This is a genomic window from Halobacteriovorax sp. YZS-3-1, from assembly GCF_047084945.1.
GTDB classification, from domain to species: domain Bacteria; phylum Bdellovibrionota; class Bacteriovoracia; order Bacteriovoracales; family Bacteriovoracaceae; genus Halobacteriovorax_A; species Halobacteriovorax_A vibrionivorans.
In genome coordinates, this window is sequence record NZ_JBKIYI010000001.1 from 1,041,279 (window position 1) to 1,066,649 (window position 25,371).

The window sequence follows — 25,371 nt, forward strand, 5'->3', positions numbered from 1 at the left end:
AATTAAAAGCTCCCATAAAATATTGTGAATATATTTCTCTTGGGAGCGGATCATGAAATTCTTAATTATAGGCTTTTGTATTATTCTCTCGATACTTGCATTTGCAGGAGATATTAATACTAAAAAGAGCTTCATTAAATGGCACGCTACTAAAGTCGGTGGAGAGCATTGGGGCCATATCAAATTTAAGGATGGTAATATCCAAACTAATGATAAAGGAGAGCCGATAAAAGCTTCCTTTACTGTTGATATGAGTACAATCGATGTTCGTGATTTAGAAGGTGAATGGAAAGAGAAGCTGCAAAATCACTTAAGAACAGGTGATTTCTTTGAGATTTCAAAATATCCAACAGCGACAATGGAGACTTCAAATATAAAAAAGATTGGAGATAATAAATATCGTGTGAAGGGAAACTTCAAAATAAAGAATAAGATTCAGCCTATAACTTTTGATATGACCTATAATGGTAAGCTTGCCAGTGGAAGTTTCAGCTTTGATCGAACAAAGTTTGGAATTATGTACCGTTCAACTTTACTCGGCACGTTAGGAGATAAGGTCATTCACGATAAGGTTGATTTAGAGTTTAAGGTTCAATAACGACTTTACAAAAACTTGACGCAGTTATCATAATAAAAGTGTGCATGGATCTGGGATCTATGCTACTTTAGCCTCATATGAAGGCTGGAACTATAAAATATGCATTTTTTGAAAAGGATCACTACTTAATTCCCATTACGAGAAGAAGTAAGAATCCTATTGCTGACTATAAGAAAGAGTTAGTTGAAAAATCAATTGAGAAAGAATTAAATCTCAAGGTGAAGCATATTAGCTCTAAGTCAATGATTGAAAAAGGTGACAAGAAGCTAAAGTAATTGCTTCTCCTTAGGTATCTCTACTGTCACAAAGTTTCCACTTCTCCACGGATCATCAAAACTTAACTTACTAGCAACTAATTGCAGTCCGATATCGTTTCCGTTTCCTTTCCCATAGCGTGGATCTCCCATGACTGGAAAACCAAGTTCAGTAAATTGAATACGAATCTGGTGCTTGCGTCCCGTAATAAGTTTTACTTCAACAATGGAAGTTTTCTCTAGCTTCTTTTTTACAGTATATTCTAAGATGGCCTCTTTTCCATCGATAACACTTTCAAGTCTCTTTGACTCTGGAGGATGACCTTTTACTTCAGCTTGATAAGTCTTTTCAATCTTATGATCTTTAATTTGTTGAGAAAATGCTCTTGCTCCTTTCTTTGTGTAAGCAATAATCATGACACCTGAAGTTTCTTTATCGAGGCGGTGAATGAGAAAAGGCTCGCGTCCCATGCGCTTATGAAGCTCTCTTAAAATTGTGTAGCTATCACCATACTTCGTCCCTTGGCATAGAACGCCAACAGGTTTGTAGTAAACACCATAGTGATGAGTTTCGTGAAGGCATTTAAGCTCACTCATATCTTGTTCTTGAATATTGAGATCAACAAAGAGTTTGATGGTTTGACCACGCTTCACTTCATACTTGGCCTTGCGAATACGTTCTGGCTTTGCTGACTTTGTCCAACAAGCACCTTGTTTCATAAGATTTTTAATTTTTATCTTTGATAACTCAATATTTGATTTTTCACATTTTGATGCGAGAAGATCAACTGCACTCATATCTGTATGGGCCTTGGCCGTTACGGTAAACTTATTAGTCATATCTATTTCTTATCCATTATAAAAAGGGCAGCCGCTGCATCCACTTTGGCAACAATCGTTAATATCCGCATCTTCATCGACTCTCAAATTAGGTGAGACGAGTGAAAGACTATAGGTTTTTAGTCCTCTTACCATACCGATGAAAGTAAAGAGGTCTGGATTTTCGAGGGGAGTTTGCATTGTTCCAAGATTTAGTGAAAGGGCAAGGTGATGAGCTATTGAGTGTGTATCACAAAGGATATTAAACTGCGCTGAACTCTCTTCATTTAGAGTCACGATGAATTTTTCACTATAGGAGTCGATGATATATTCTTTCATTAGCTTCCAATTGATGGCCAAATATTGTAATTTAATCTTATGTACTACGACTTTCCAATTCAATATGATGAACCTGTTTTTAGGCCACCTTCTGAAGGTCGCTCCCTTCTTATACAACAAACCATTGGCTGCTCCAATAATAAATGTACTTATTGCAATATGTACCGTTCAAAAACCTATAAAGAGCGAAACCCGTCCGAGGTCGTGGAGGATATTCGCAAGGCCGGTGCCTATTATCGCCGCTTTGAAATGCGTCCGTCTAAAGTATTTTTATGTGATGGCGACGCTCTTGGTGCTCCTACAGAGGATATCTATAAGAGTTTACTGGCAATTAGGGAAGAATTTGGGGATATACGAGTGGGCGTTTATGCCACAGCTCAAAATATGCTGGATAAAACAGATGAGGAGCTACGTTTTCTTAAGGAAGCTGGACTTGGGATCTGCTACCTCGGAATGGAGAGTGGGTGCGATAAAGTTCTTCATATGACCGTAAAAGGCAATACGGCCCAAGATATGATTGATGGCTCATTGAAAGTAATGGCCGCTGGCATGAAGTTATCAGTTATTGCCATGCTAGGCCTTGGTGGAAAGAAGCATACCCAAACGCATGTGGTAGAGACGGCTAAAGTTCTGTCTAAAATTTCTCCTGATTATCTCTCGTTTCTCACAACTATGGCCGTTGAAGGAACGCCATATCATCGAATGGTGACACGAGGCTTTGAGATGCTTACGACAAAAGAAATTCTCGGTGAAATGCACGATATTTTAAGTGGAATTCAGGCAAGTCGTGAGATTTTACTTCGAATTAACCATGTTTCTAATATGTATCCTATTGGAGGAAGCCTGCCACAAGACCAGGCAACGATAATTCAACAAGTTAAGCAGTGGTACGATGAAGCTCCTGTGGGAACTTATCCACCAAAACCTTCACATATGTAGGAATTCGCAGTATAAAAAGCTCATGTTTGAAATGACTCAAGACCAATTCACAATCGCTTTTATTATTCTATCTGTTCTGATCTTTATACTTTCGATTGGAGTGGGCTTCTTTTATATAAAATTAAAAGAGGAAACTCGAAAGAGAATTGCTGAACACGATAAGATGGAAGCAAGAGAAAAAGAACGTCAGGCTTTTGTTCGCGATAGCCTTATTACGATTGCACGTGCCTTTGTGCAAAAGCAGTGTGAAGCCAGTGAAGCTTGTATCAGAATTAGAATGCTAATTGATCGCGTTGACTTCGTTGAAAACACAGACTTTCCAGTTATCTTTTCAATGTATGAAGAGATCAAACACTTTGATACTCATCAAGCAAGAAAAGACCTTTCGAATCAAGAGCGTTTCAACCAAGATAAACAGCGATTTGCCATTGAAGACAAACATATGGATAATTTAGTTATTGAATGTGAAAAGTTAATAACTAATTTATCGGCCAATTAATGCAATATTACGTCCACAATCTGAATCCAATCGCTATTGATTTTCTAGGAATAAAAATTGCATGGTATTGGCTGGCCTATTTCCTTGGCTACTTCTGGACACTCTATTTTGGAAAATATTTAATCACAAAAGAAAAACTCAATATTAGTTTTACTCATTACTTAAACTATCTCTTTGTAGGCTTCTTCGTCATGCTGGCCGGAGGGAAGATATTCTATATTCTCTTTTATAACTTCTCCTATTATGCAGCTGACTTAAAAAGAGTTTTTTATTTTTGGCAGGGAGGAATGAGCTTTCATGGGGCCTTGCTAGGTGCTGCTCTATGGACTTTCTATTACGCTAAGAAACACGGCTTAAAGTTTCTAGAGTTAACAGACATTGTAGTAACTGGTGTAGGTATTGGAATTATGCTTGGCCGTATTGCAAATTTCATTAATGGAGAACTGGCCGGGAGAGTTACTGATGTTTCTTGGGCGGTGATATTTCCAAAGCTCTATGATATGAGTCCACGCCATCCTTCACAACTTTATGAAGCTCTTCTAGAAGGTCTTGTCCTATTTATTATTCTCTTTGCTTGTAAGAAGAACTTAAAAAGGCCAGGACTAAACTCTGGCCTATTTCTGATTATCTATGGAATTTCTCGTTTTATCGTTGAGTATTTTCGAACACCGGACCCTCAAATTGGTCTCTTCTTCGATTTATTCTCAGTAGGGCAATTCTATTGTGCAGTGATGATCCTATTTGGAATAGGAATTATTTCTTTGCCTTCTCGTTAATAGCATTTTCATATTGCTTTAGAAGTTCAGGATCAACTTCTGTTGGTGTAATTTTTCTAAAACTCTTACGAGCATTAATCATATTATCACACCTGTGAACGGCACCGTCCCCCTCAACTGGAACGTTTTTACGCCCATCTTTCATCCATGTAATTTCTTTTCCACAATAACGACATGATGCCATGAGTAACTCCCTGATTATAAAGCAATTTAGAGTGTTAATTTTAGTCTTTTTGGGTTATTCTAACAACCATAAAAAACATCCGGAGTGCATAGTGTTAGATATAAAATTTATCAGAGAAAATGTTGATCTAGTAAAAGAGGTTATTGCTAATAAAGGTGTTGGCCTTGATCTTGATGAATTATTAACAATTGATGGAAAACTCTCTGAATTAAAAACTAAACAACAAGAATTGCAAGAGAAGAGAAATGCTCACTCAAAGCTAATTCCTAAAGCATCCAATGAAGACAGACCAAAACTTATTGCTGAAGGTAAAGAAATCGCCGCTCAGCTTAAGGAAATGAATCCAGAAATAAGTGAACTTGAAGAAAAATTTAAGACGTTAATGTACTTAACTCCAATGCCTCCATCTAAAGATGCGCCAATTGGAAAAGACGATACTGAAAATGTTATTTCTCGAGTTGAAGGAGAGAAGCCAAACTTCTCATTCACACCAAGACACCACGTTGATATTTTAGAGATGAACGAATGGGCAGAGTTTAAAAATATCGCAAAAGTTTGCGGGTCTCGCTCTTACTCTTTAAGAAATGATATGGTTCTTCTAGAGATGGCCATGCACCGTATGGCTCTTGATATGCTAATTGAGAAGGGATTCACTCTTGTGTCTTCACCTTCAATGGCAAGGGAAGATGCTCTCTATGGAACAGGTCACTTTCCAACAGGAAGAGAAGACGCTTACTATATTCCAGATCATGATATTTACTTATCGGGAACTGCTGAAGTTCAACTAAATAGTCTTCACGGTGGAGAAATCCTAAGCGAAGCAGACCTACCAATTCTCTATGCTGGATTCTCGCCATGCTTTAGAGGTGAGGCCGGAAGTTATGGAAAGGATGTAAAAGGTCTAATCCGTGTTCACCAATTCCAAAAAACAGAACAATTTATTATCTGTAAAGGAGAAGAGGCTGAGTCTGAAAAATGGCACAACGCCCTTCTTGAAACAGCTGAAGAATTTTGTAAACATCTAGAGCTACCTTACCAAATTCTCGAAGTTTGTACTGGAGATATGGGAGCAGGGAAGTATCGTATGTTCGATATTGAATGCTGGGTACCAAGTGAAGAGAAGTATCGTGAGACTCACTCATGTTCTGCACTTCACGACTGGCAATCAAGAAGAACAAATACTCGTTATAGAGATGCTGATGGAAACGTAAAGCATGTTTATACTCTAAATAATACAATGGTTGCGACTCCAAGAATCTTGGTACCATTTATTGAAAACCACCAACAAGAAGATGGATCTGTTTATATTCCAGAAAAACTTCGTATGTATATGGGTGGGAAAGAGTTCCTAAAAGGTAGAAGTAATAAATAATAGATATTAAGGGAGGATAAGGCTTAGCGTTTGAATCCCTTGATGTGCACTTGAAAGTTTTAGTTCACAACCATGAGACTTTGTCATGGATTGAGCAAGCCCAATCATATTACTATTTGTCGTTAACATCTCGCCCTTAAGAATCTTAACGCCACGTTTTTTAGCTTCAACTATAAGTAGAGAAAGAAGTTCTTTTCCAACTCCCATTCCTTGAAATTTATCAATAATAGTTATAGCGAATTCAGCTTCTTCGTGATTTTCTCGGAAAATATCAAAGCGAGCGATTCCCATAGGATGAATAGGTGATGTTGCTGTGATTGCACCAATTGCGTAGTGAAATCTCTTATCATATTCAGTCAGGCTTATAAGTTCTTTGCCTGTTAAGCCTTTCTTAGCAGCAAAAAAGCGATGGTAAATAGATTTAGGTTGCATTTCCTTGATGCCTTCAAGGATAAGTTTCTTGTCAGAAGCCGAAACTTCACGAATTAGGGCCTTGTGTCCTTTAAAATCGTAAATATGTTCTAACGATACTGCTTCCACATTGAAATCATAGCACAGCTTCTCTTTTCAAGTATAGAGCTAGTACTTATAAAGCGGAATATTTTGACATGAGATACCGTAAATGCGTAAAATTAATAGTAAAGTACTTATGGAGGAGACTTAATAATGGATAATTTCTACCCACTTAAAAAAGTGGCCGATATATATGGTGACCCAAATTTAAAATTTACGATTCAAGACTTAGAATCGCAAAATAAAATTCCAAGCTCCCGCAAGTACCGTAGTGGCGCAATCTTTAGAAAAGGTTGGCCAACTGGGTTACTTCCACAAATAGGTGAAGAGGTTGGATATTTCAAAAAGTTTGAAAAGTCGACTTCAGTTTGTGTTTTTACGACAAAGGGTGGAGTTTTAAAATCAACTCTTGCTTTAAACCTCGCTCGTACAGCTGCATTACACGGACAAAGAGTTTGTGTTGTCGGTCTTGATATTCAGGGAGATGTCACAACGTCTTTAGGTTATGACTCTGAGGTTGATGATGGTGAAGACCTTGGTGAACTGATTCAGCGTTTAGATCAAACAAAGGGACTCTGTGATTACTTTAGTGGTGAAGCCACTTTAGAAGATGTGATTGTTCAGGTTGGTCTACCTAATCTCTTTATCATTCCAGAAACACCTGAGTTAGTTGCTTTAAATGATTCTTTAAATAATATTAACCGACGTGAGTTTTGGTTAAAAGAACGTGTTATTGATCCTTTAAAAGAACATTTTGACCTTGTGATTATGGACTGTTCTCCAAATTGGAATAAGTTAACTACAAATGCTCTTGTAGCATGTGATGCGCTAATTTCTCCTCTGGAGTGTAAGATTAATAACTTTAGAAACTTTAGAGTTTTCTCACACTTCTTAAAAGAATTTAAAGATGAAATGAGATTAGATTTTGAATCTATTTTTGTTCCAACAAAATATTCTTCTAATAAAAAATTAAGTAACGATATCCTTAATTGGTACTACGCCAATGTTGAAGGCTGTACGACAATTGGAATCAAGGAATCAGTTAGCGCAGAAGAAGCAATGGCCTTAAACCTTTCAATTGCAGAACACGCAAGTGGAAAACCGATTGCAAAAGATACGATTGAGCTATTTAAGCAAATTCATAAAGCAATTGAAGAGTCGCATTCACGTCGATCAAATCAGTCTGAATCATTGAAGCATCAAGCGCGTGTTATGGGTGGGATTGCAAATAGCAATCTTGGCAACCTTGGGGCGTCACTTGGACATGGGGTTTAAATTATGGCAATTGGCCTAGGCGATTTAGCCGCTAAAAATAAAGTAGCAACTCAAAAAGTAGGAGAGGTAAGAAAGACTTCTCCTATTAATAATGATCTTCTAAAGAATCATAATGAAGCCACTGAAAAAAATAATCGTCAGAACCAATTAAGGCCATGGGAGGCAAAGTCTCAGGCCCAAAAGAGTACAGTAGCATCTCTTGCTGTTAAAAAGGCAAGTGAGGTTGCTATGAAAAATGAAGCTATGGCCCGTGAACTTAGAAAGAGCTTTACGAGTGCTCAAAAAGAGCTAGAGCTTGAAATGTATATTGAAAATCGTGAAAAAGAATTTCTTAATATGGATAATTCACGTGATCTAAATAAATCAAGAAAGAGAATCCATACACATCGATCTTTTCTAAAAAGATTAAGAGATTCACTCTTTAGGTCTTAGACTCTTATCAATTTTAAAATTCTCAAATTCTCGATCATTAAAGCAATGGAGAATTTTATTTGTATATTTCTTTAAAAGTACTTTTTGATTTCCACCTTTAAAGAATTCATTGAAGGCCTTGGAACATAGCTTCTTTGTAAACTTATGATCAACTTCGCTACACTTTTCAATAAATTTACATGAATTAGGATAGCCTCGATAGCACTTCATCGATTCGATATCGCAACTTTCTTCGCTTACTTTCTTTCCATCACATGAAAAGAATAGGGCAGTAAAGCTAAGAAGAAAAAAAATATTAAATAACGCCTTCATCAATGAGAATGTCCTTAAATTTATTAATAATATCATGTTCGAAATCATCAATATGTTTCACTGTTATTTCCATGAGAGCATCTCTTGGATTCATTCCAGATATTGTTACATGCTTATCATATGTATTAACTAGGGATAGAATCATAATCGGTAAAGTTAAATTCTTAAGCTTATTTGGCCCTTTCCCTGTTAGTACTTCTTCGTGATTGACGATTAACTCAAGAACACCTTTTTTAACCCAAGGTCGATCTTTTAGAGCACTAATGGCGTCCTTTACATGTAGGCCATATATTCTTTGCTCATCATCATTCATATCTTCTTTATGTTTTTTAAACAACTCTTGATCTTGTTTGTTTAGTCTTGTTAAACCTACATCGTGTAAAAGAGCGGCAGTCGAGATATTAGAAATTTCTTTGTCACTACATCCCACTCGAATTGCTAATCTCGTTGCCAAGCTTGCAACATTCATAGAGTGTGCGATTACAAGATCTGTATCAATTGTTTTCTTCTCAAAAAATTCTTTTAAAGCATCTGGACCAGTTTCTAAAACTTTCTTAAGTTTTTGTGCTGCCACTTCAGTCATTTCATAACTTTTTTCACTATCTGGGTTTTGAAATGATTGCTCTACGGCGGTTAGACATGCTCCTTCAACCACAGCAACTTTTTGCTCTAAATCAAGGTCTTGATCTTCAAGTTTTTCATTCATGAGTTCTTGAATATATGTTTGATACATATGGATATCTTTATCATCGATATAGAATTTAGCCACTTTCTGTTTCGTTAACTTTTCTAATTTATCTGTTGGAATCAGAGTTCCGGCTTCCTGATACTTTAAGTAAGTCTCTTTAAAATAAATATAGAGATCAAAAGTGATCGTCTTGGATGGACTAATAGTTGTAATTTGTAATGGTATAAACTTCATCTCTTCTCATTAAATTATATCTATACTATTAGTGTATTTCTAAAACGTGTTTATTACAATAATAGAGGAGAATTATTCTTCTTTAATAGGAATTTTAAAAGAGACAAGAGTTCCAGGATTTTGGTTTTCAATGATGAAGGTTATGTTTAAGAGTTCAGAATAAGAGCGAATAATAAAGTATCCAAACCCTGATCCTTTCTCTCCAAGTGTACCAATACTTATACCTGTATCATGATGGTTTTTTATTTTTTGAATTTTTTCTTTTTTGATACCAATACCATTGTCAATAATATCAATGACTAAGTGATCGTTCTTAAGTTTTGAATCTATTTTTATGAAACCACCTTCTGGTGTGAACTTAATTGCATTAGAGATGACGTTTCCAATAATTTGATGAGTGAGAATTGGAAGGTTAGAAACGATAACCTGATTTATATTATCTTGGTTAATTTTAAGCTTTATATTTTTTCTATCACATTGAGGTCGAAATATTGTCTCAATATTATTTATTAACTCTTTAAGCGCAAAAGCCTTCATCTCTGGTTTGTTATTTATTAAGGCTTGTTCTGACTTAACATTATCGAGAATATCTTTTATATGGTTTGTCGCTGAATAGATCTTTGGCCAAGCTTTTTTATCATCGACATGGCCTCGTCTTAAGTATCGACTAGCATAACCAGAGATCACAAATAGTGAGTTGGCAATGTCATGAGAAAGTACTCTGAGTAGTCGAATATACTTTTGTTGATCAAGGTTTTTGATCTTATTAATTTCATTTTCTTTTTTGATTCGGTTAATTTTTAACCCTAGTGCAATGGATAACACAAAAGTCTCGATAACATTTCCAAAAAGAATGGAGTGTTGTGTATAGAAGTTATATTCAATGAGTCCATATGAGGATGCAAAATAAGCAAATGCGCTTGCATATAAAATAAGCCATGAAAGTAAATAAACCTTTGACTCTGAGCTTGGATTTTTAAAATTAATATAAATTGTTGTCCCAAGAACAGTTATACAGACATACAGAATGTATAAGTCAATGATTATTCCAACTGGAATCGTTCCAATCCATACTTCATTAAGGCTAATGAGTGTGCAGCATATAATCCATATTATTGTAGAGATGATCTTTAAGCATCGAAAAAGTTTTTGATTTATTTTTTCAAAATCTAAAAGCTTATAAGCGAAGGTGAAAGTAAAATAAGCGGCAGATGTACTAAATACACCGAGAATACTTTTTAGAAGATATAAACCTAGAATATTTTGAAGATATCCCGTAAGTGTCATTACTGTTAAGCATACAAAGAATAAGAAACTTGAGTATATGAAATAGGCCGTTTCGCGTACAAGAAAAAATAGTACAAAGTTATAAATTAGTAAGGATAGGATTATCCCAAAGTAGAGTGTATTTAATATGATATGGGCATATTCTGTTTTAAAGAAATTATTTAAACTGTATAGGTTTACTTCAGAGTCTAATCGATGAATAGATTTTAGTTTAACAACGTAAGACTTTTGTTCTCCACTAGGAATATTTACGTAGAAAGAATTGAATAAGCGAAATGTGGATTCTTCCCATGTTTGAGTTTTTGTTAAAACTCCATCATTTAGAAGAAAAAGATTACTCGTATCAATAAAGCTAGATGTAAAGTGGACGGCCCCTTTAAATAGACTACTACTGTCATTTTTAAGGGTTATCTTAAACCAGATATAGTCTTTGGTGTATTCAATGTTAAATGAGTTTGCTTTATTAGTATGGAAGTCAGTATTTTGGAATTCTTTATTAGAACTACGTCTTATTGAGATTGCTTTTGTAATATTAACCTTATCATTTTTTAAAAGGTCAGCTGTATTATTTGTAATTTCATAGATTGAATCATTCGCTGCGCAAATAGAATGAACTATCATTAGAAAACTAAAGAGAATAATCAATTTTTGATAGCGAAAAAACATATAGATATTATAGGGCTTAATAAGACTTATTGAAAAGAATTTGTTTAAGTTCTATCTGTAAAAAATCAGCTAATCTTTCTTTGATAGAATCAATTTGAAAATGTACAATTTGAATATATTTATGCTTTAGAGAGTAACTTATGAAGAAGTTGAATTTTTATTTTGATTTTACGTCACCATATTCATACCTGAGTATGATGAAAATAGATAACGGCCAATTAGATGATCGTTATGATATCGAGTTTATGCCTGTTATGGTGGGACGTTTATTTGCTTTGAATGAATTATCAGCTCCAGCTCAAGTGAAAAATAAAGCACTTTATCTTTTCAAAGAAGCCTTAAGGTCTGCAGATAGACAAGGAGTAGAGTTGACTTCTCCGAGAACCTTGCCATTTAATTCTCTTCCATACTTGAGGATGGCATTAGGTTTAAAAGAAGATAAAGTTAAACAAAGAGAATTTATAGTTAAGACTTTTCAATATGGTTGGAGAGATGGACTTGATTATGAAGACTACGATGGGTTTAAAGCATATATAACTAAAGATTGCTTACTAGAAGCTGAGTACGAAGAATTAGAAAATTCTAAAGAGTTAAAAAAAGAACTTAAGAAATTAATAAACTCTGCGTATGAAAGAAAAATTTTTGGTGTTCCTACATTTGAGGTTAACGATGATTTTTATTGGGGTGATCACAATTTCGAGTCCCTCGCAAAAAAAGAATTTTTAGACTATAATCAACACAAAGAATTTTTAAAGTTCAAAGAATTTTTTAAGGATGAAAAATGAAAGACATAATTAAGTTATTTACAATTCTTCTTTTAAGCTCATTTGTATTTGCAAATACAAAAGTAATCTTAAAGACTAATTTTGGAGATATCACTTTAAAACTTTACGATAAGAAAGCTCCAAAAACTGTAAAAAACTTTCTCGAATACGTAAACTCTGACTTCTATAATGAAACGATCTTTCATCGAGTGATTGATGGTTTTATGATTCAAGGTGGGGGATATGATACAAATCTTAAAAAGAAGAAAACAAATAAGCCAATTGAAAATGAAGCGACTAATGGCCTAAGTAATGTACTTGGAACAATTGCAATGGCACGTACATCGGTAATTAATTCGGCGACTTCTCAATTCTTTATCAATGTTAAAGACAATACTTTCCTTGATCATACAGGAAAATCACCTTCTCAATATGGATACGCAGTATTTGGTAAGGTCATAAGTGGAATGGCCGTGGTTAATCGAATCAAGAAGACAAAAACTGGAAAGAATGGACCATTTCAGAATTTACCAAACACAAATATCGTGATTAAGAAGGCTTACGTCCTCCCTTAAACTTTATTTCATAGCTTAGGGCTCGGGTATTATACGTTCAGCAATAGCAAATTCTTCGTTTTGAAGAATTCGCTTCATTTTCTGAGATATAATTTATCCATGGGTTCGTTAAACTTTAAAAGTAAACCAAAATTAAATTATTCTAAATTTAACCAAATTAATGGGAAGCATCCTTTACAGAAATCTTGTAAGGACGCTTTTATTACATATCAAGCAAGACGCAGACACGGCGGTAAGCTAGCTTTCTTTAATTTTGACCTTGCTAAGGAAATGGGCCTAATTCCAATGTCTCATCCTGAAGAGGTAACACCTGAGTTAGAAGAGAAGATTTTAGAGACATTTTCAATCGTTATTATTAATGAATACGATATTGAAAATGAGATAGAGTTCCCTGAAGAGGATATTTTGCCAAATAAATACATGGCAACACGCTACCTACAATTACAACATCCTAATAAACAGGGGAAAACATCAGGTGATGGAAGGTCTGTTTGGAATGGTGTTGTAAAAAATAAGGGAAAGGTTTGGGATATTTCAAGTCAAGGAACAGGAGCAACGAGCCTTTCTCCTGCTACTCATATACAAAACAAATTCTTTCAAACAGGGGATCCAACAATATCATATGGTTGTGGATATTCTGAGTTTGATGAAGGGCTTGCAACCTTAATGTTTTCAGAAGTTATGAATAAGAATAACTATGAAACAGAAAGATGCTTGGCCATTATTAAGTTTGAAGATAATATTTCAATAAATGTAAGGGCAAATCAAAACTTGATTCGACCTTCTCATATGTTTAATCACTTAAAACAAAGTAATTATGATGCCCTTAAGGATATTGTTAATTACTATATTGATCGCCAAGAAACAAATGGTACTTGGAAAAACGTCCCTAAAACAGAGAGTAGGCGATATAAATACTTTTTAAAAAAGCAGACTGAAGTTTTTGCAAGACTAGCAGCAAACTTTGAGGATGATTATATATTCTGTTGGCTTGATTGGGACGGTGACAATATTCTAATGAATGGTGGAATTATTGACTATGGATCAATTAGACAATTTGGCCTATTCCATCACGAGTATCGCTTTGATGATGTTCAGAGGTTTTCAACAACAATAAAAGAACAAAAAGATAAAGCAAAGTATATCGTACAAACATTTATTCAAATTGTTGACTACTTAGAGAATAAAGAAAAACGTCCAATAAGTGATTTCTATCAATCAACTTTTCTTCGTAACTTTGACAATTTATTTGACGAACAAAAAAAGATTAATCTCTTATCCAAAGTAGGTATTGCGCCTAAGTATCATGAGTTCTTAATAAAGAATTATAATTACATAATAGAAAGTTTTTCAAAGGACTTTTCATACTTTGAAAGGACTAAATCAACCTATGGACTATATGAAGTAAGTGATGGCGTTTGTTGGGATGCAATTTTTTGTATGCGTGATATTCTAAGGGAATTACCTCAAATTATTTTAAGTCGCGGAGAGACTATTGGAAGACAAGAGTTTGTTGATATTGCCAAATCTACATATGCAACTCAAGAAGATCTTGCAATCAATTCATACAGGGGAGCTAAAATTGATAGCTTCCAAAAGAATTATATGTCTCTTATAAAAGCAATTGCGAGAAAAGAGAATAAGGATGAAAAAGATATCCTTCTTGAAGTCCTAATGCGTTCTTCAATCATTAATAAGTTCGATCGAGTTACAGGTGATAGTATTGCCCGTATTGTAGAATCAATTGTACAAAAGCAAAAAAAGTTTGATCCTAATACGATGTTTTCAGCTATGGTTGATTTTAGGGAACATCAAACATTTGATCCTGATAATATTGTTCCAAAACAAGAGCGAAACTCTAATACCAAAAAAGAATTAAAACCTATCGTTACTGAATTCCTACAAATTGTAAGAGATTATAGAGAAGGCATCTAAGAAATGAAAATTGGTTTATATGGTGGAGGGGACTTCTGTGATAATGAGGAAATCGACGAGCATATTTTTGAAATGTGTGAAAGCGAAGAGCCAAGTATTACTTTTATCCCCGCCGGTTCATATGAGTCGGAACTAGATTTCGTCGACTTAATTAAAGCATATAAGAAAATCGGTTTTAAAAGGTTTATTCACTTTCCTGTTGACCACGAATTTGATTCAACACTAATGCAAGAAGCTCTTTCAAGTGATGTCATTCATCTTGGAGGAGGTAATACCTTTTACTTTATCAAGCATCTTAGACGAAGTGGTATTTTTAATCGTTTAATTGAATATGCAAATAATGGTGGTATTCTAACAGGTCTTTCTGCCGGTGCAATCATGACAACTCCAAATATAATGACGGCATCCTTTCCTCCGTGGGATCGTGATGATAATGAAGATAATGTACGAAACTTTAAGGCCATGAATTTAGTGGACTTCGAGTTCTTTCCTCACTATAGAAAATCTAAACGATATGATATTGAATTAAAGAGACACTCAATTTTATCTCGATTTCCTATATATGCTTGTCCAGATGGTAGCGGTCTTGTTGTAACAGATGAAGAAATATATGTTCACGGAGAATGTTACATCTTTGAAAATGGTCAAAAATATAAGTTATAGATTATTTACGATGACTCGGTCTAGTAAGTAGGAAGGTAATGATAGATAGCCCAATAAGTGAAATAATGACTTTTATTGTTGGGGCCACATCAACATATATAAGTGAATAACTAAAGAGTGCAATAATCATTGAGATTGCAATAATCTTACTCTTAATTGATACGACGCCATACTTGTTCCAATCAGTAATAATCTCACCAAATATTTTATGATTAAGTAACCATTGGTAGTACTTTTCACTGCTTCGAGAAAAGCAGTAGGCACTAAGTAGCAAGAATGGTGTTGTTGGAATTAAAGGTAAAAAGACTCCAATTATAGCTAAGGCAACGAATGCAATTCCAAAACTTAAATAGATAATTCTCTTGCTTTGATTGATCATATCTTTTTATTAAAATGTTTTAATAGGTGAAGTAGGCTTCTTCTTGGCCTTGATACAGAACCTCACTGGTGCTGGATATCCTTCTACTGTTTTACTCTTATCATTATCATCTAAAAAATCTTCAAGTGATTGATGTGGCGGAGGACACCAAGGAGTCTTCCTTTGCTCTTCAAAATTAGTTGTAGACACTGATACGACTTCAATATCTATAAAGCCTGTTCGATTAATCCAATTCTTTAAACAAGTTAGGGTTGGTAGGAACCATACATTTCTCATTTTTGAATAACGATCTTCAGGAAAGAGGCAAGTCGAGTCTTCACCAGGTATACCAATTGTCTCCATAATCATTTCGCCACCAGGTACGAGGGCCTCTCTTATTGAGATTAATTGCTCAAGAGGATGACGGTGATGATAAAGAACACCCATGGAAAAGATCACATCGTAGAAAGATCGAAAGTTAGGAAGGTCTTCAATACCAAATAACTCAAATTTTAAATTATCATGCCCTTTAAAGTGATTAATAAAATCAAATTGGGCCTGGTTATGCATAACGGGATCGATTCCAATTACAAGTTTTGGATCTTGTTTGGCCATCTCAAACATATAGTAGCCATTGTTACAGCCAACATCGAGTACAACCTTGTCTTTTAAATCAGGAAGAGATTCCTTAAGACGCTCCCATTTCTTATCAGATCTCCATTCAGCATCAATACCTAATTCACCAATTTGAAATGGTCCTTTACGCCAAGGAATTAGCTCTTTGGCCGTTTCAATTGTCTCAGTAGAGTTAAGCTTAAGTGAAGGAATTCGATCAAAAATAGCTTTGTATTCTTTTTGGTACTTTGTACGAAACTCATGAAGTTTTGCTTTCTTTAGCTCTCTTAAAGACTCTATATCAACACGATTACCAAATTTTTCTAAATATTCTAAATTGTCCATTTTCTCTACTTAATTCTACTTGATACAAAGATAACAAGAAAAGTTATACCATCTAAAAATCATCTCAGACTTCTCAAAGCCAGCATCATTTAACATCTTCATCTGTTGTTGTGGAGTTAAAGGCTTTAAAACATTTTCAAGGGCCTCTCGTTTTTGAGAAATCTCCATTTCACTATATCCATTTCTTCTTTTGAAGTCATAGTAGAGGTCAATGAGTAAATTATCGATCTGCTCATCTTGGCAAATAATTTTCTCTGCCAGAATGAAGCATCCATTCTCATTTAGTCCATTATAGATATTTTTTATGACCTCAAGTCTTTCTTCCATTGGAAGAAATTGAAGAGTGTAATTCATGATAACCATGCCTGCATCTTCAATCTTTGTCTCTGTAATAGATTCTTCTTTTAGTTCGACATTATTTTGAAGTCCGTGGGCATTAAGCTTTTGTGAAGCTTTCTCTAGCATTGGCTTAGATGTATCAATCCCGATAAACTCTGGAAGGGGACGATCATTTTGTCTAAAGTGGTCTGCCATTAAAAGCATTGTTGTTCCTGTTGAGCATCCTAGGTCAAAGACTTTTCCACTCTTATAGAAACGACGAGTCAGATCAATAATGATCTTATGAATTTCATGGTAATTTGGAATACTACGAGACACCATGTCATCAAATACTGATGCAACATTTTGGTTAAATTCAAAATCAGAGATCTTCTCAATTTTATTGGCAAAGACCTTATCTTCGCCATTGTTCATAAATTTGTTTGTCATGGGCCGAAATTAGAATAACTTTCGGCCATTGTCCAATATATCTATAAAATATACCTACTAATCTACTGTAATTTCATATAGTTATTGTGCCGCGTGAAATTTTACTTTGAATAAGTAATTTTTATTGGTATGTAAACAAAATATATTAAAGACAGTAACAACGCAGGTATTATGACAAAAGAAATTAGTAATGGTGAAGCCTTTAATGAAACGCTAAGAGTTTTGGCCCATGACTACTCTGGACATATGCATCTCATTAGATTTTGTATCGATGAGATTTTACAAAAGCAAGATCCAGAAAATCCATTCGTTAAAAGACTTAATCAAGGTCTTGAAAGATTTCAAACAGATCTCGATTTGCTTAAGCAATCGACTCCATATTTTTTAGAAGAAGAAGTTCAAATAAGTAAAATTGCTTCACGTGCATTTGGCCAAGGCCGAATTTATTTAAAGAAGCATTTTGCGGATTTAACTTGGTCTATTGTTGGTGATGGCAGTATTGAAGCAAAGAATGCTAACACTTTAAGTGAAGGACTGTTCGCTTTTGCCCACCTATTTTCTACATTAGCAAAAAAAGAGGGAAGAGATTCGATTCATATCACCTTAGAAATTAAAGACGGGTTAAGAAAATTAATATTTCTTAAGTCAGATTTAAACAAATACTTAAGACAGGACCTCGATTCCATCTTAAACTTAGGTGACGAAAACGAAAAAACATTGAGAAGATACATCGGTGTCGAAAACTTTGTGGCCAAGGGTTGGGAATACGATGTGCTCGATGGGGAAAACAATTTATCGGTGAGGTTAAAATTATGACAATGGCAACAGACAAGGAAATTTGGATTTTAGAGGATGATGAGGGATGTCGTTTTGTATATGAACAAACTTTAGTTCATCGCTACAACAACTTAAAGTTTTTTACTTCTATTGAAGATTTTCAAAAGGCTTTAAGTGAAACGGAAAAGAACCCAGCATTAATCATTGCTGATTTAATGTTAGATGATGGGAACTTTATGACTTACTTAAACCATTCTAAAGATCGACGTTTAATGGTAATACCATTTATCATCGTTTCTAGTATTGATGATATCGATGCTCTAAGATTCTGCTTTATGGAAGGCGCACTAGATTACTTAACAAAACCATTTAAAAAGAATGAACTAATCGTGAAGATTGAAAATGTCTTTAACGGTAGTCCACGTCGCATGGTTCAACCAATTGCACATAAATCGATGCTTCTTGATGGAAAAGAAGTTGAGCATTTAACAAGTAAGCAAAAACAACTACTGGGTCTATTTATTAATTCTCCACATCGCATCGTAAGCCGTGATGACATTTTAGATAATGTATGGGGAGATACAACGGTTCACCCTAAAACAGTTGATGTTCACTTATATAACTTAAGACGTAAACTACACGACTATGGTTATATTATCCGCTCTGAAGGTGGAGGAAAGTGGTCATTAATACCTGATACATATGAAAAATCTGCATCAAGTAATGACGACAGTCATAGTGCAAGTTCTTCAGGTGATGAGCAATCATCTGTATCATCTATGTAATACAGAAAATAAATAATAATAGTGAATTCTCCTATATTTAACTATAGGGGAATTCCTGTTTTTTTGAAGTTGTTGATTTAGTATTTAAGCTTACGAGACGCCAAGTGAAAGAGATTAGTAATAACTTATCAAAAGAGTTATTCCATTCAGATGTTTTCTACAGCCACATCGACTTTGATGGAACTTATATACATTTAAGTGAAGTCTATATGGGCTATGGAATTGTTGTTGGAGACTCAATTCTTGAGACAATCATTCCAGCAAAACGAAAATTCTTCGAAAAACAAATAGCCGAAGCACGCAAAGGTGAAATCGTGCACTTTTTCACTGAAACGCGAAATCGATTAGAAGAAATTGATAAGTGGGAGATGTGGCTACAACCATCATATTCAGCAGATGGTAATTCGATAGAGTATATAGAGGTTTTTAGTCGTAACTTGAATGCAGGAACAGAAAACTTTATTTCATCACTATTCAAGAATTTTTATACAGCAACAGATGATGACCTTTATATCTTAAATGATGAATTATATATTTTAGATATAAATAAATCATCAAAGAATGGTGATATCGGTAAAAGCTTTTCTGAAATTATGGAAAGAGATGATGATTATCTCTTCTTTCTAAATACTTTTGAACAGGCCAAACGACTAAATGGAGTGGCCCTTAAAGTCACTCATCCAATACGAAAAAGTAATAGAAATCAAAAACGCTATTGTCGTATTAGTGTAACGTATATGATTATTCAGGGCGTTGGGCGCTATATGCTACAGATTCGAGATGTTCATCAAGAACACTCAAATCGATTAGCACTCAAGATTCAAGAAAAGCAATTTGAAGAGTTTGAAAGATGGCGCTCTCTTGGACAGATGTCTGCTGGGATTGCCCATGAAATAAATAATCCACTTTGTATTATTAGAATTCAAGCTGAACAATTATTAGATCGTCTTGGTAGTCAAAGAAATGATATCGATCCTTCTCATTTAAAAAAGCTAGATAGTATTATTAAGCAAGTTGATCGAATCGAAAATATCGCAAATAGTTTAAAGATTTATTCTCGTTCATCAAATTCTATTTCTAAACAGACTCATTATCTTGATGACCTAATTAACGATACACTCGGCCTCTTTCAAGCTCAAACTGGTCGCGAAATCTATATTGACTATAAAAATAATTATAAAGAACTTGAAATTGAGTGTAAGAAGAATGAGTTTTACCAAGTTATTTTAAACTTATTGATGAACTCTTATCAGGCAGTTCAAAAGTTCAACTCTTTAGAAAATTGTTGGATAAAAATTTGGATAGAAAAAACAATTTTAAATCAATATGTCATTTATATTCAAGATGGTGGTAATGGAATAAAGAATGAAGTTGTAAAAGATATCTTTACACCATTTTTTACCACTAAAGATGTCGGAAGTGGAACAGGGCTTGGCCTGAGTATTTCAAAGAAGCTTGCTTTGGAAAATGGAATGATTTTAGATTTTGAAAAAGACTTTAATTATACAACATTTTCAATAACACTAGGCTTAGATATAACTAAGCCTAGTGAGTAATTTCTTATTTTAAAACTTCTTGAAGTTGTCCAGATTGAAACATTTCTGTAATGATGTCATTACCACCAACTAATTCACCCTTGTAGTATAATTGTGGGTATGTTGGCCAATTTGAATAGGCCTTTAATCCTTCTCTAATATCCATATCTTCTAGAATATTAAAAGTCTTATAAGGCTTACCAACTGAGTTTAGCATTGCAATAGTATTTGCAGAGAAACCACACATTGGCATGTCAGGAGTACCTTTCATAAAAAGAAATAGATCTGCAGAATTGATTAATGACTTAATTTGCTCATTAAGCTCTGAGTTCTTATCTACATTTGAAACGGCCTCACCTTGATTAATTGGTGTCGATTCTTTTCCTAAGATATTAAATGGGTTATCGCTCATACAAGATTCCTTTTTTTATAATTTTCTCTATCTTACCTAATAATAGTGGCTTTGAAAATGGCCAATGGTAAGTAGCTAATATTAAAGACGTTCGTTGAGCCAGAGTCTCAATTGCATGATTTCATCGATGTCGATATCATGCTCCATTTCATATTGATAAAACTCTGAACTTGCACCAAGCTTGTTGATATGATCAATTCCGGCCTTCGTTTGATTGATATCTATGACTGGATCATTAGTACCATGAGCACAGAAAATATCAGTTTCTCTTAGGCATTTGCTGAGGTCGTGGGGAAGTCTTTCGGGATAAATCCTTGGGGACATAAGAACTATTCCACCTAATTTGTGCTCAAGCTGGTAAGCGGTTTCAAGGCTTACGCAACCTCCCTGTGAAAAACCAGCAAGGAAAATGTCTTCATAATCAAGTTGTTCATTTTGTTTAACCAAGTCATGGATTAGGCTTTTTATAATAGAGACACTATTTTCGATTCCAGGGATTGGATCCTTGGGTGGAATGTCATACCAACTGTAGCCAAAATAGTATTTCTTAGGAGCATTCAATAGAAGATAGCTTAGCCCAGTCACATTCACTTCTTTAGCAAATATTTTATAAGACTCAAGTGAGTCGCCAAGGCCATGCATGAGGATCATTACTTTTTGTGCACTGGTTGGAGCAATATCGCTTGAAGGTATATAGAAAGAGTCAAGTATTGGGGTGTGTTTTAGTGTTTTCATAGGGAAAAAATAGGAGATTGTTCGTTTTTATTCAAGTTTATTCTAATTTTTTTTTATGAACGGTCGATAGAATAGTATCTACTGAATCCACGGAACACAGGAGGAAAATGTGTCAACAACTGATATTCTAAAAGTTGAAAAAAGAGATGTAGGAGCTTCAACAGCTCAAATGAGAAAAGAAGGATATATTCCAGGCGTAATCTTTGGAAAAGATTTTGATGGTGCTAACTTTAAAGTACCTAAAGTTGACCTAGCGAAATTTCTTCATAATTCAGGGAAAGTTTTTGAAGTAGAATTTGCAGGGAAGAAACACCTTGTAACTCTTAGTCACGTACAAAGAGGGCATCTAGGAACAGATTTTGTTCATTGCTCATTCCATAAAGTATCTGCAAAAGATAAAGTTTCACTTTCTCTTCCAATTCACTTCATTGGTGAAGCTGCTGGTATCAAGCAGGGTGGTCTTGTTAACATTAACTTCCACGAAGTTGAGGTTGAAGGTCTTCCAAAAGATATGCCAGAGTACCTTGAGTTTGATCTATCAGGACTTGAGCTTGATGAAAACTGGACTCTTGAGCACTTCACACTACCAAAAGGTCTTACTTGGGTACACGATGTAACAGATACAGTTGTTACTTGTTCAATGCCAAGAGTTGAAGTTGAGCCAGAAGTTGAAGAAACTGAAATGGTTGTTGAAACTCACGCTGATGCAGAAGCAGAAGCTGAAGAAGCTCCTGAAAAAGAAGAAGCAGCTTCATAAAATAACTTAATCATCTTATGTTATTATATAGGGAGACGGTTAGGTCTCCCTTTTTTGTATTGGAGAGCTTAGTTATGAGGAGTTTAGAAACCTGGTTATCACTATATGGCCAATCCCATCAAAATCGTACTAACCAACGAATTCATGAGGTCTGTGTACCTTTGATCACTTGGTCATTACTGGGATTGTTGTGGGCCATTCCTACTCCTGAAAGTTTCGGTGCTTTTAACTGGTCCTGGCTCTTTGTCATATTGGCAAGTTTCTTTTATTTAACTTTAAAAAGCTTTAAAGCAATTAGTGTTGCCTTAGGTCTTGTCCTTCCGTTTATGTTCTTAAATCATTTCTACTTGGAGAGTTTCTTAGGAAGCTACTTCTTAATAACTTGGGTTTTAATTTTTGTTGTGGCATGGATAGGGCAATTTATCGGTCATAAGATTGAAGGAAAGAAGCCTTCATTCTTTGAAGATCTTCAATTCCTTCTTATTGGACCTATTTGGGTATTTCTTGGTGATAAATCTTAGCTCTATTTCCAAAAGTCTTCGTGATAGTTGAAGCTTGTTAGCTCCTTTACCTTTTGTAGATAAATATGGATCTGCGGAGGAAATTGATATTCTGGAAAGATATACATTCCCCAGATATGCGAAGCCAGTAGAATATCTAGAATGGTAAATTTATCACTTTCATAAAATGGTAATAACTTACTTGGAAGTTGTCCGAGGTTTAATTCTAAACCTTTTAGAAAGAGCTGCTTGTTTTGAGCAAGTGTATTAAAAGGTCCACGCTTAGCTGATTTCTTATTTATAAAGTACTCGCGAGCTTCTGGAGTGAACTCTTTTGACCACGCCCAATATGGCATGCAGAGGTTGTGAACATCTTTTCCAAGCGCATCGAGATATTGCTCAAGTTGCTCATAACTTTCAGTATCCAATTTGTCTAAATGAAGATCTTTTTCACTTTTTTGCGCTAAAGCCTTAATTATGTCTAAGGATTCGTTCATTATTTCGCCATCAATTTCCATTATTGGTAGCATCTTTTTATTTGTAAGCTTAAGTGGTGTCTCTTCATCATTGTAGTCTAAAACCACCGACTCATAGTCTAGATCGAAGAATCCGAGTGCCATACGTACTCTTACACAGAATGGACAATGGATGTAATGATATAATTTCATATTTATTCCTTTCGGGTATTTGCGTCATGCCGTATCAGTAAATAATAGTACAATATTGTTAAGAATTATTTAAGGAAAAATCCATGTCATTAGCAATGCTATATAAAGAGAGAAAGTTTTGGCCCTTGTTCTGGACGATGTTCCTGGGGGCCGCAAACGATAATGTATTTAAGAATGCGTTAATTATTTTAATTACATATAAGAATGTTTCGTTATTTGGTTTAGGTGCCGAGTCATTAGTTGCTTTTGCTGGTGGTGCATTTATTCTTCCATATGTTTTATTTTCTGCAACATCAGGTCAGATCTCTGACCATTACGATAAAGCACAAGTTATTAAAGTAACTAAGTTTACTGAATTAGCATTTATGGTTGTGGGATCAATTGGTTTTATAACAGAAAGTTATGGCCTGTTGATGTTGACTCTCTTTTTAATGGGTGCTCAATCATCATTCTTTTCTCCCGTTAAATTCTCTTCTCTTCGAACAATATTAAAAGACGATGAATTAACAACTGGAACTGCCCTTATTGGTGGTGGTACATTTATTGCGATTCTTATCGGTACAATTATTGGAGGACTTGCAGCTGCCGCTCCTGATGCTACAAATGTCGCTTCTTTAGCAATCCTAGGATTTGCAATCTTGGGGATTATTACAGCAAGATTTCAAAATAAAATTAATGATATTAATGAAGATGTAAAAATCGATTATACGTTTATTAAGCCAACTTTTAAGCTCCTGGCCGACTCGATGAAAGATAAGAATTCTTTTAGGGCCATGATGGGAGTTTCATGGTTTTGGTTCTTAGGTTCATTCGTTCTATCAGTAATGCCAGCTATCATTAAAAATGTTTTCTTTGGTAGTGAGATGGTTGCTTCTATTTTTATGGCAACTTTTACAGTCGGGATGGGACTTGGCTCATGGATATGCTCAAAGTTATCTGGTAAGAGAATTGAGGTTGGAATGGTTCCAATCGCAGCCTTTGGTATGTCACTAGCTGTATTTGACCTTTATTATATTTCTACTCAGTGGCCAATGTCAGTCACTGGCGCATTAATGCCGCCTGCTGAATTCTTTACGCAGCCAATGGCCATTAGAGCAATAATCGATTTGCTTTTAATTACGATCTTTGGCGGAAACTTCTATATTTCTCAACTAACATTCATGCAACATAGTGCTCCTCTTGAGCGCTTAGCAAGAACGATTGCGGCCAATAATATATGGAATGCTATCTTTATGGTTGTAGCAGCTGTATCAATTATTTTACTGAAGAAATCAGGAGCAACAGCTCTTGATAATCTTGCTATCCTTGGTGGTGTTAATCTCATCTATGCGGCCATTACATATTACTTCTTTCATGAAGAGATGTGGCGCTTCTTCTTTCATATGTTAACAAATGTTTTATATGACATCGAAGTTGAAGGTGAAGAAAATATCCCTAAAGATGGTAAAGTCGTCATTGCTGCAAACCATACATCATTCGTCGATTGGGGAGTGGTTATGAGTCTTTCTCCTAGGCCTATACGTTGGGTAATTGATCACAGATATTATTTCATACCGGGACTAAAGCAATTCTTTATGCAAGGTCATCTTATTCCAATTGCAACACGTAAAGAAAACCCTGAGCTATTAGATAAGGCGTATTCTAAGCTCGATAAGACTCTTCAAGAAGAGCGCTGTGTTGGCTTCTTTCCTGAGGGATGGATTACTCGCGATGGTAAACCTCGTCGTTATCAGCCAGGTATTAAGAAAGTTGTTGAACAAACTAATGCTACGGTTGTTCCAATTGTTATAAAAGGTCTATGGGGAAGCTTTTATTCTTTTTCTGGTAAAGGTGTTTTTAAAGGAATCAGATGGAATTTACTTAAACGCCGAAAGGTGAGAGTAATTGTTCTTTCGCCAATTGGCCCTGATGAGTTCTGCTATAAAGACTTAGAAGATAAAATGGTAAGTGAATATGTAAAGCCTCTGTCATCATAACAGAGGCTTTTTTTAT

At 34.9% G+C, this 25,371-nt stretch carries 31 protein-coding genes; 18 read left to right on the plus strand and 13 right to left on the minus strand.

Going from position 1 to position 25,371, the window contains the following annotated elements; genetic code table 11:
* Positions 1–52 precede the first annotated feature (52 nt).
* Both ACMAZI_RS05010 and ACMAZI_RS05015 read left to right on the plus strand, forming a co-directional pair.
* Positions 53–598 carry a YceI family protein gene (locus ACMAZI_RS05010; RefSeq protein ID WP_334678172.1) on the plus strand — a complete coding sequence of 182 codons (546 nt, stop codon included), beginning with the start codon at positions 53–55 and terminating at the stop codon, positions 596–598.
* Positions 599–675: 77 nt separating this feature from the next.
* Entirely contained in the window at positions 676–873 is a 198-nt protein-coding gene (locus ACMAZI_RS05015) for a hypothetical protein (protein WP_334678173.1), read from the plus strand.
* Here ACMAZI_RS05015 and ACMAZI_RS05020 read toward each other — a convergent pair.
* Both ACMAZI_RS05020 and ACMAZI_RS05025 read right to left on the minus strand, forming a co-directional pair.
* Positions 865–1,692: an RNA pseudouridine synthase gene (locus tag ACMAZI_RS05020; RefSeq protein ID WP_334678174.1), complete on the minus strand. Its 828-nt coding sequence runs from the start codon at positions 1,690–1,692 to the stop codon at positions 865–867. The two genes, ACMAZI_RS05015 and ACMAZI_RS05020, sit on opposite strands and share 9 nt — an antisense overlap.
* Positions 1,693–1,701: 9 nt before the next feature.
* Positions 1,702–2,010: a hypothetical protein gene (locus ACMAZI_RS05025; protein WP_334678175.1), complete on the minus strand. Its 309-nt coding sequence runs from the start codon at positions 2,008–2,010 to the stop codon at positions 1,702–1,704.
* A gap of 39 nt (positions 2,011–2,049) precedes the next feature.
* Here ACMAZI_RS05025 and ACMAZI_RS05030 point away from each other — a divergent pair, with 39 nt between their 5' ends.
* The 3 genes from ACMAZI_RS05030 to lgt are packed head-to-tail and all read left to right on the plus strand — an operon-like array spanning position 2,050 to position 4,224.
* Complete coding sequence (locus ACMAZI_RS05030; RefSeq protein ID WP_120405224.1) at positions 2,050–2,949, plus strand: radical SAM protein; 900 nt, start codon at positions 2,050–2,052, stop codon at positions 2,947–2,949.
* Between the two features lie 22 nt (positions 2,950–2,971).
* Positions 2,972–3,448, plus strand: a complete 477-nt coding sequence (locus ACMAZI_RS05035; protein ID WP_412473642.1) for a DUF2489 domain-containing protein — start codon at positions 2,972–2,974, stop codon at positions 3,446–3,448.
* Positions 3,448–4,224 (plus strand): prolipoprotein diacylglyceryl transferase, encoded by a 777-nt coding sequence (gene lgt / locus ACMAZI_RS05040; RefSeq protein ID WP_412473641.1) that lies wholly within the window; start codon positions 3,448–3,450, stop codon positions 4,222–4,224. Before ACMAZI_RS05035 ends, lgt begins: the two co-directional genes overlap by 1 nt.
* Here lgt and ACMAZI_RS05045 read toward each other — a convergent pair.
* Entirely contained in the window at positions 4,202–4,408 is a 207-nt protein-coding gene (locus ACMAZI_RS05045) for a hypothetical protein (RefSeq protein WP_114705291.1), read from the minus strand. The genes lgt and ACMAZI_RS05045 overlap by 23 nt on opposite strands.
* A gap of 91 nt (positions 4,409–4,499) precedes the next feature.
* On the opposite strand from ACMAZI_RS05045, the gene serS reads away from it, so the two are divergent.
* A complete protein-coding gene (gene serS, locus ACMAZI_RS05050) occupies positions 4,500–5,780 on the plus strand; it encodes a serine--tRNA ligase (RefSeq protein WP_114705290.1) in 1,281 nt (426 codons plus the stop codon).
* Positions 5,781–5,786: 6 nt separating this feature from the next.
* On the opposite strand, the gene ACMAZI_RS05055 is transcribed toward serS, so the two are convergent.
* Entirely contained in the window at positions 5,787–6,320 is a 534-nt protein-coding gene (locus tag ACMAZI_RS05055; RefSeq protein WP_114705289.1) for a GNAT family N-acetyltransferase, read from the minus strand.
* A 126-nt stretch (positions 6,321–6,446) separates the two neighbouring features.
* Here ACMAZI_RS05055 and ACMAZI_RS05060 point away from each other — a divergent pair, with 126 nt between their 5' ends.
* Together ACMAZI_RS05060 and ACMAZI_RS05065 are read left to right on the plus strand one after the other, a co-directional pair.
* Positions 6,447–7,568: a ParA family protein gene (locus ACMAZI_RS05060; RefSeq protein WP_114705288.1), complete on the plus strand. Its 1,122-nt coding sequence runs from the start codon at positions 6,447–6,449 to the stop codon at positions 7,566–7,568.
* 3 nt (positions 7,569–7,571) lie between these two features.
* A complete protein-coding gene (locus ACMAZI_RS05065) occupies positions 7,572–8,000 on the plus strand; it encodes a hypothetical protein (RefSeq protein ID WP_114705287.1) in 429 nt (142 codons plus the stop codon).
* Here ACMAZI_RS05065 and ACMAZI_RS05070 read toward each other — a convergent pair.
* The 3 genes from ACMAZI_RS05070 to ACMAZI_RS05080 all read right to left on the minus strand — a co-directional run bounded on the left by ACMAZI_RS05070 (position 7,983) and on the right by ACMAZI_RS05080 (position 11,187).
* Positions 7,983–8,312 (minus strand): hypothetical protein, encoded by a 330-nt coding sequence (locus tag ACMAZI_RS05070; RefSeq protein WP_334678178.1) that lies wholly within the window; start codon positions 8,310–8,312, stop codon positions 7,983–7,985. The genes ACMAZI_RS05065 and ACMAZI_RS05070 overlap by 18 nt on opposite strands.
* Complete coding sequence (locus ACMAZI_RS05075; RefSeq protein ID WP_334678179.1) at positions 8,296–9,234, minus strand: HD-GYP domain-containing protein; 939 nt, start codon at positions 9,232–9,234, stop codon at positions 8,296–8,298. The genes ACMAZI_RS05070 and ACMAZI_RS05075 overlap by 17 nt, the downstream gene beginning before the upstream one ends.
* Before the next feature lie 72 nt (positions 9,235–9,306).
* On the minus strand, positions 9,307–11,187 hold the full coding sequence (locus tag ACMAZI_RS05080) for a sensor histidine kinase (RefSeq protein WP_412473640.1): 1,881 nt from the start codon (positions 11,185–11,187) through the stop codon (positions 9,307–9,309).
* A 140-nt stretch (positions 11,188–11,327) separates the two neighbouring features.
* Between ACMAZI_RS05080 and ACMAZI_RS05085 the strand changes: the two genes are divergently transcribed.
* The 4 genes from ACMAZI_RS05085 to ACMAZI_RS05100 all read left to right on the plus strand — a co-directional run bounded on the left by ACMAZI_RS05085 (position 11,328) and on the right by ACMAZI_RS05100 (position 15,124).
* Entirely contained in the window at positions 11,328–11,972 is a 645-nt protein-coding gene (locus ACMAZI_RS05085) for a DsbA family protein (RefSeq protein ID WP_114705283.1), read from the plus strand.
* A complete protein-coding gene (locus tag ACMAZI_RS05090) occupies positions 11,969–12,526 on the plus strand; it encodes a peptidylprolyl isomerase (protein ID WP_114705282.1) in 558 nt (185 codons plus the stop codon). The genes ACMAZI_RS05085 and ACMAZI_RS05090 overlap by 4 nt, the downstream gene beginning before the upstream one ends.
* A gap of 99 nt (positions 12,527–12,625) precedes the next feature.
* Positions 12,626–14,461 carry a hypothetical protein gene (locus tag ACMAZI_RS05095; RefSeq protein ID WP_412473639.1) on the plus strand — a complete coding sequence of 612 codons (1,836 nt, stop codon included), beginning with the start codon at positions 12,626–12,628 and terminating at the stop codon, positions 14,459–14,461.
* A 3-nt stretch (positions 14,462–14,464) separates the two neighbouring features.
* Positions 14,465–15,124 (plus strand): Type 1 glutamine amidotransferase-like domain-containing protein, encoded by a 660-nt coding sequence (locus ACMAZI_RS05100; protein WP_114705280.1) that lies wholly within the window; start codon positions 14,465–14,467, stop codon positions 15,122–15,124.
* A 1-nt stretch (position 15,125) separates the two neighbouring features.
* Here ACMAZI_RS05100 and ACMAZI_RS05105 read toward each other — a convergent pair whose 3' ends face one another.
* The 3 genes from ACMAZI_RS05105 to cmoA are packed head-to-tail and all read right to left on the minus strand — an operon-like array spanning position 15,126 to position 17,210.
* The gene (locus ACMAZI_RS05105) at positions 15,126–15,503 is read right to left on the minus strand and encodes a YbaN family protein (RefSeq protein ID WP_114705279.1); all 378 of its coding nucleotides are present in this window, start codon (positions 15,501–15,503) and stop codon (positions 15,126–15,128) included.
* A gap of 9 nt (positions 15,504–15,512) precedes the next feature.
* Positions 15,513–16,442 carry a tRNA 5-methoxyuridine(34)/uridine 5-oxyacetic acid(34) synthase CmoB gene (cmoB, locus tag ACMAZI_RS05110; protein WP_412473638.1) on the minus strand — a complete coding sequence of 310 codons (930 nt, stop codon included), beginning with the start codon at positions 16,440–16,442 and terminating at the stop codon, positions 15,513–15,515.
* Between the two features lie 15 nt (positions 16,443–16,457).
* Complete coding sequence (gene cmoA, locus ACMAZI_RS05115; RefSeq protein WP_120405216.1) at positions 16,458–17,210, minus strand: carboxy-S-adenosyl-L-methionine synthase CmoA; 753 nt, start codon at positions 17,208–17,210, stop codon at positions 16,458–16,460.
* A 171-nt stretch (positions 17,211–17,381) separates the two neighbouring features.
* Here cmoA and ACMAZI_RS05120 point away from each other — a divergent pair, with 171 nt between their 5' ends.
* From ACMAZI_RS05120 to ACMAZI_RS05130, 3 genes are all read left to right on the plus strand, one after another.
* Positions 17,382–18,026 (plus strand): hypothetical protein, encoded by a 645-nt coding sequence (locus ACMAZI_RS05120; RefSeq protein WP_412473637.1) that lies wholly within the window; start codon positions 17,382–17,384, stop codon positions 18,024–18,026.
* A 2-nt stretch (positions 18,027–18,028) separates the two neighbouring features.
* Positions 18,029–18,772: a response regulator transcription factor gene (locus ACMAZI_RS05125; protein WP_158536721.1), complete on the plus strand. Its 744-nt coding sequence runs from the start codon at positions 18,029–18,031 to the stop codon at positions 18,770–18,772.
* A 104-nt stretch (positions 18,773–18,876) separates the two neighbouring features.
* A complete protein-coding gene (locus tag ACMAZI_RS05130; RefSeq protein ID WP_114705274.1) occupies positions 18,877–20,328 on the plus strand; it encodes a sensor histidine kinase in 1,452 nt (483 codons plus the stop codon).
* Positions 20,329–20,332: 4 nt separating this feature from the next.
* On the opposite strand, the gene grxD is transcribed toward ACMAZI_RS05130, so the two are convergent.
* Entirely contained in the window at positions 20,333–20,719 is a 387-nt protein-coding gene (gene grxD / locus ACMAZI_RS05135) for a Grx4 family monothiol glutaredoxin (RefSeq protein WP_114705273.1), read from the minus strand.
* An 81-nt stretch (positions 20,720–20,800) separates the two neighbouring features.
* Positions 20,801–21,454 carry an alpha/beta hydrolase gene (locus ACMAZI_RS05140; RefSeq protein ID WP_334678184.1) on the minus strand — a complete coding sequence of 218 codons (654 nt, stop codon included), beginning with the start codon at positions 21,452–21,454 and terminating at the stop codon, positions 20,801–20,803.
* Between the two features lie 109 nt (positions 21,455–21,563).
* Between ACMAZI_RS05140 and ACMAZI_RS05145 the strand changes: the two genes are divergently transcribed.
* Both ACMAZI_RS05145 and ACMAZI_RS05150 read left to right on the plus strand, forming a co-directional pair.
* A complete protein-coding gene (locus ACMAZI_RS05145; RefSeq protein ID WP_412473636.1) occupies positions 21,564–22,211 on the plus strand; it encodes a 50S ribosomal protein L25 in 648 nt (215 codons plus the stop codon).
* A 74-nt stretch (positions 22,212–22,285) separates the two neighbouring features.
* The gene (locus ACMAZI_RS05150; protein ID WP_114705270.1) at positions 22,286–22,732 is read left to right on the plus strand and encodes a DUF962 domain-containing protein; all 447 of its coding nucleotides are present in this window, start codon (positions 22,286–22,288) and stop codon (positions 22,730–22,732) included.
* 2 nt (positions 22,733–22,734) lie between these two features.
* Here ACMAZI_RS05150 and grxB read toward each other — a convergent pair whose 3' ends face one another.
* Positions 22,735–23,379 carry a glutaredoxin 2 gene (grxB, locus tag ACMAZI_RS05155; RefSeq protein WP_334678185.1) on the minus strand — a complete coding sequence of 215 codons (645 nt, stop codon included), beginning with the start codon at positions 23,377–23,379 and terminating at the stop codon, positions 22,735–22,737.
* Positions 23,380–23,462: 83 nt separating this feature from the next.
* Here grxB and ACMAZI_RS05160 point away from each other — a divergent pair, with 83 nt between their 5' ends.
* Entirely contained in the window at positions 23,463–25,355 is a 1,893-nt protein-coding gene (locus tag ACMAZI_RS05160) for an MFS transporter (protein WP_114705268.1), read from the plus strand.
* The last annotated feature ends 16 nt before the right edge of the window (positions 25,356–25,371 follow it).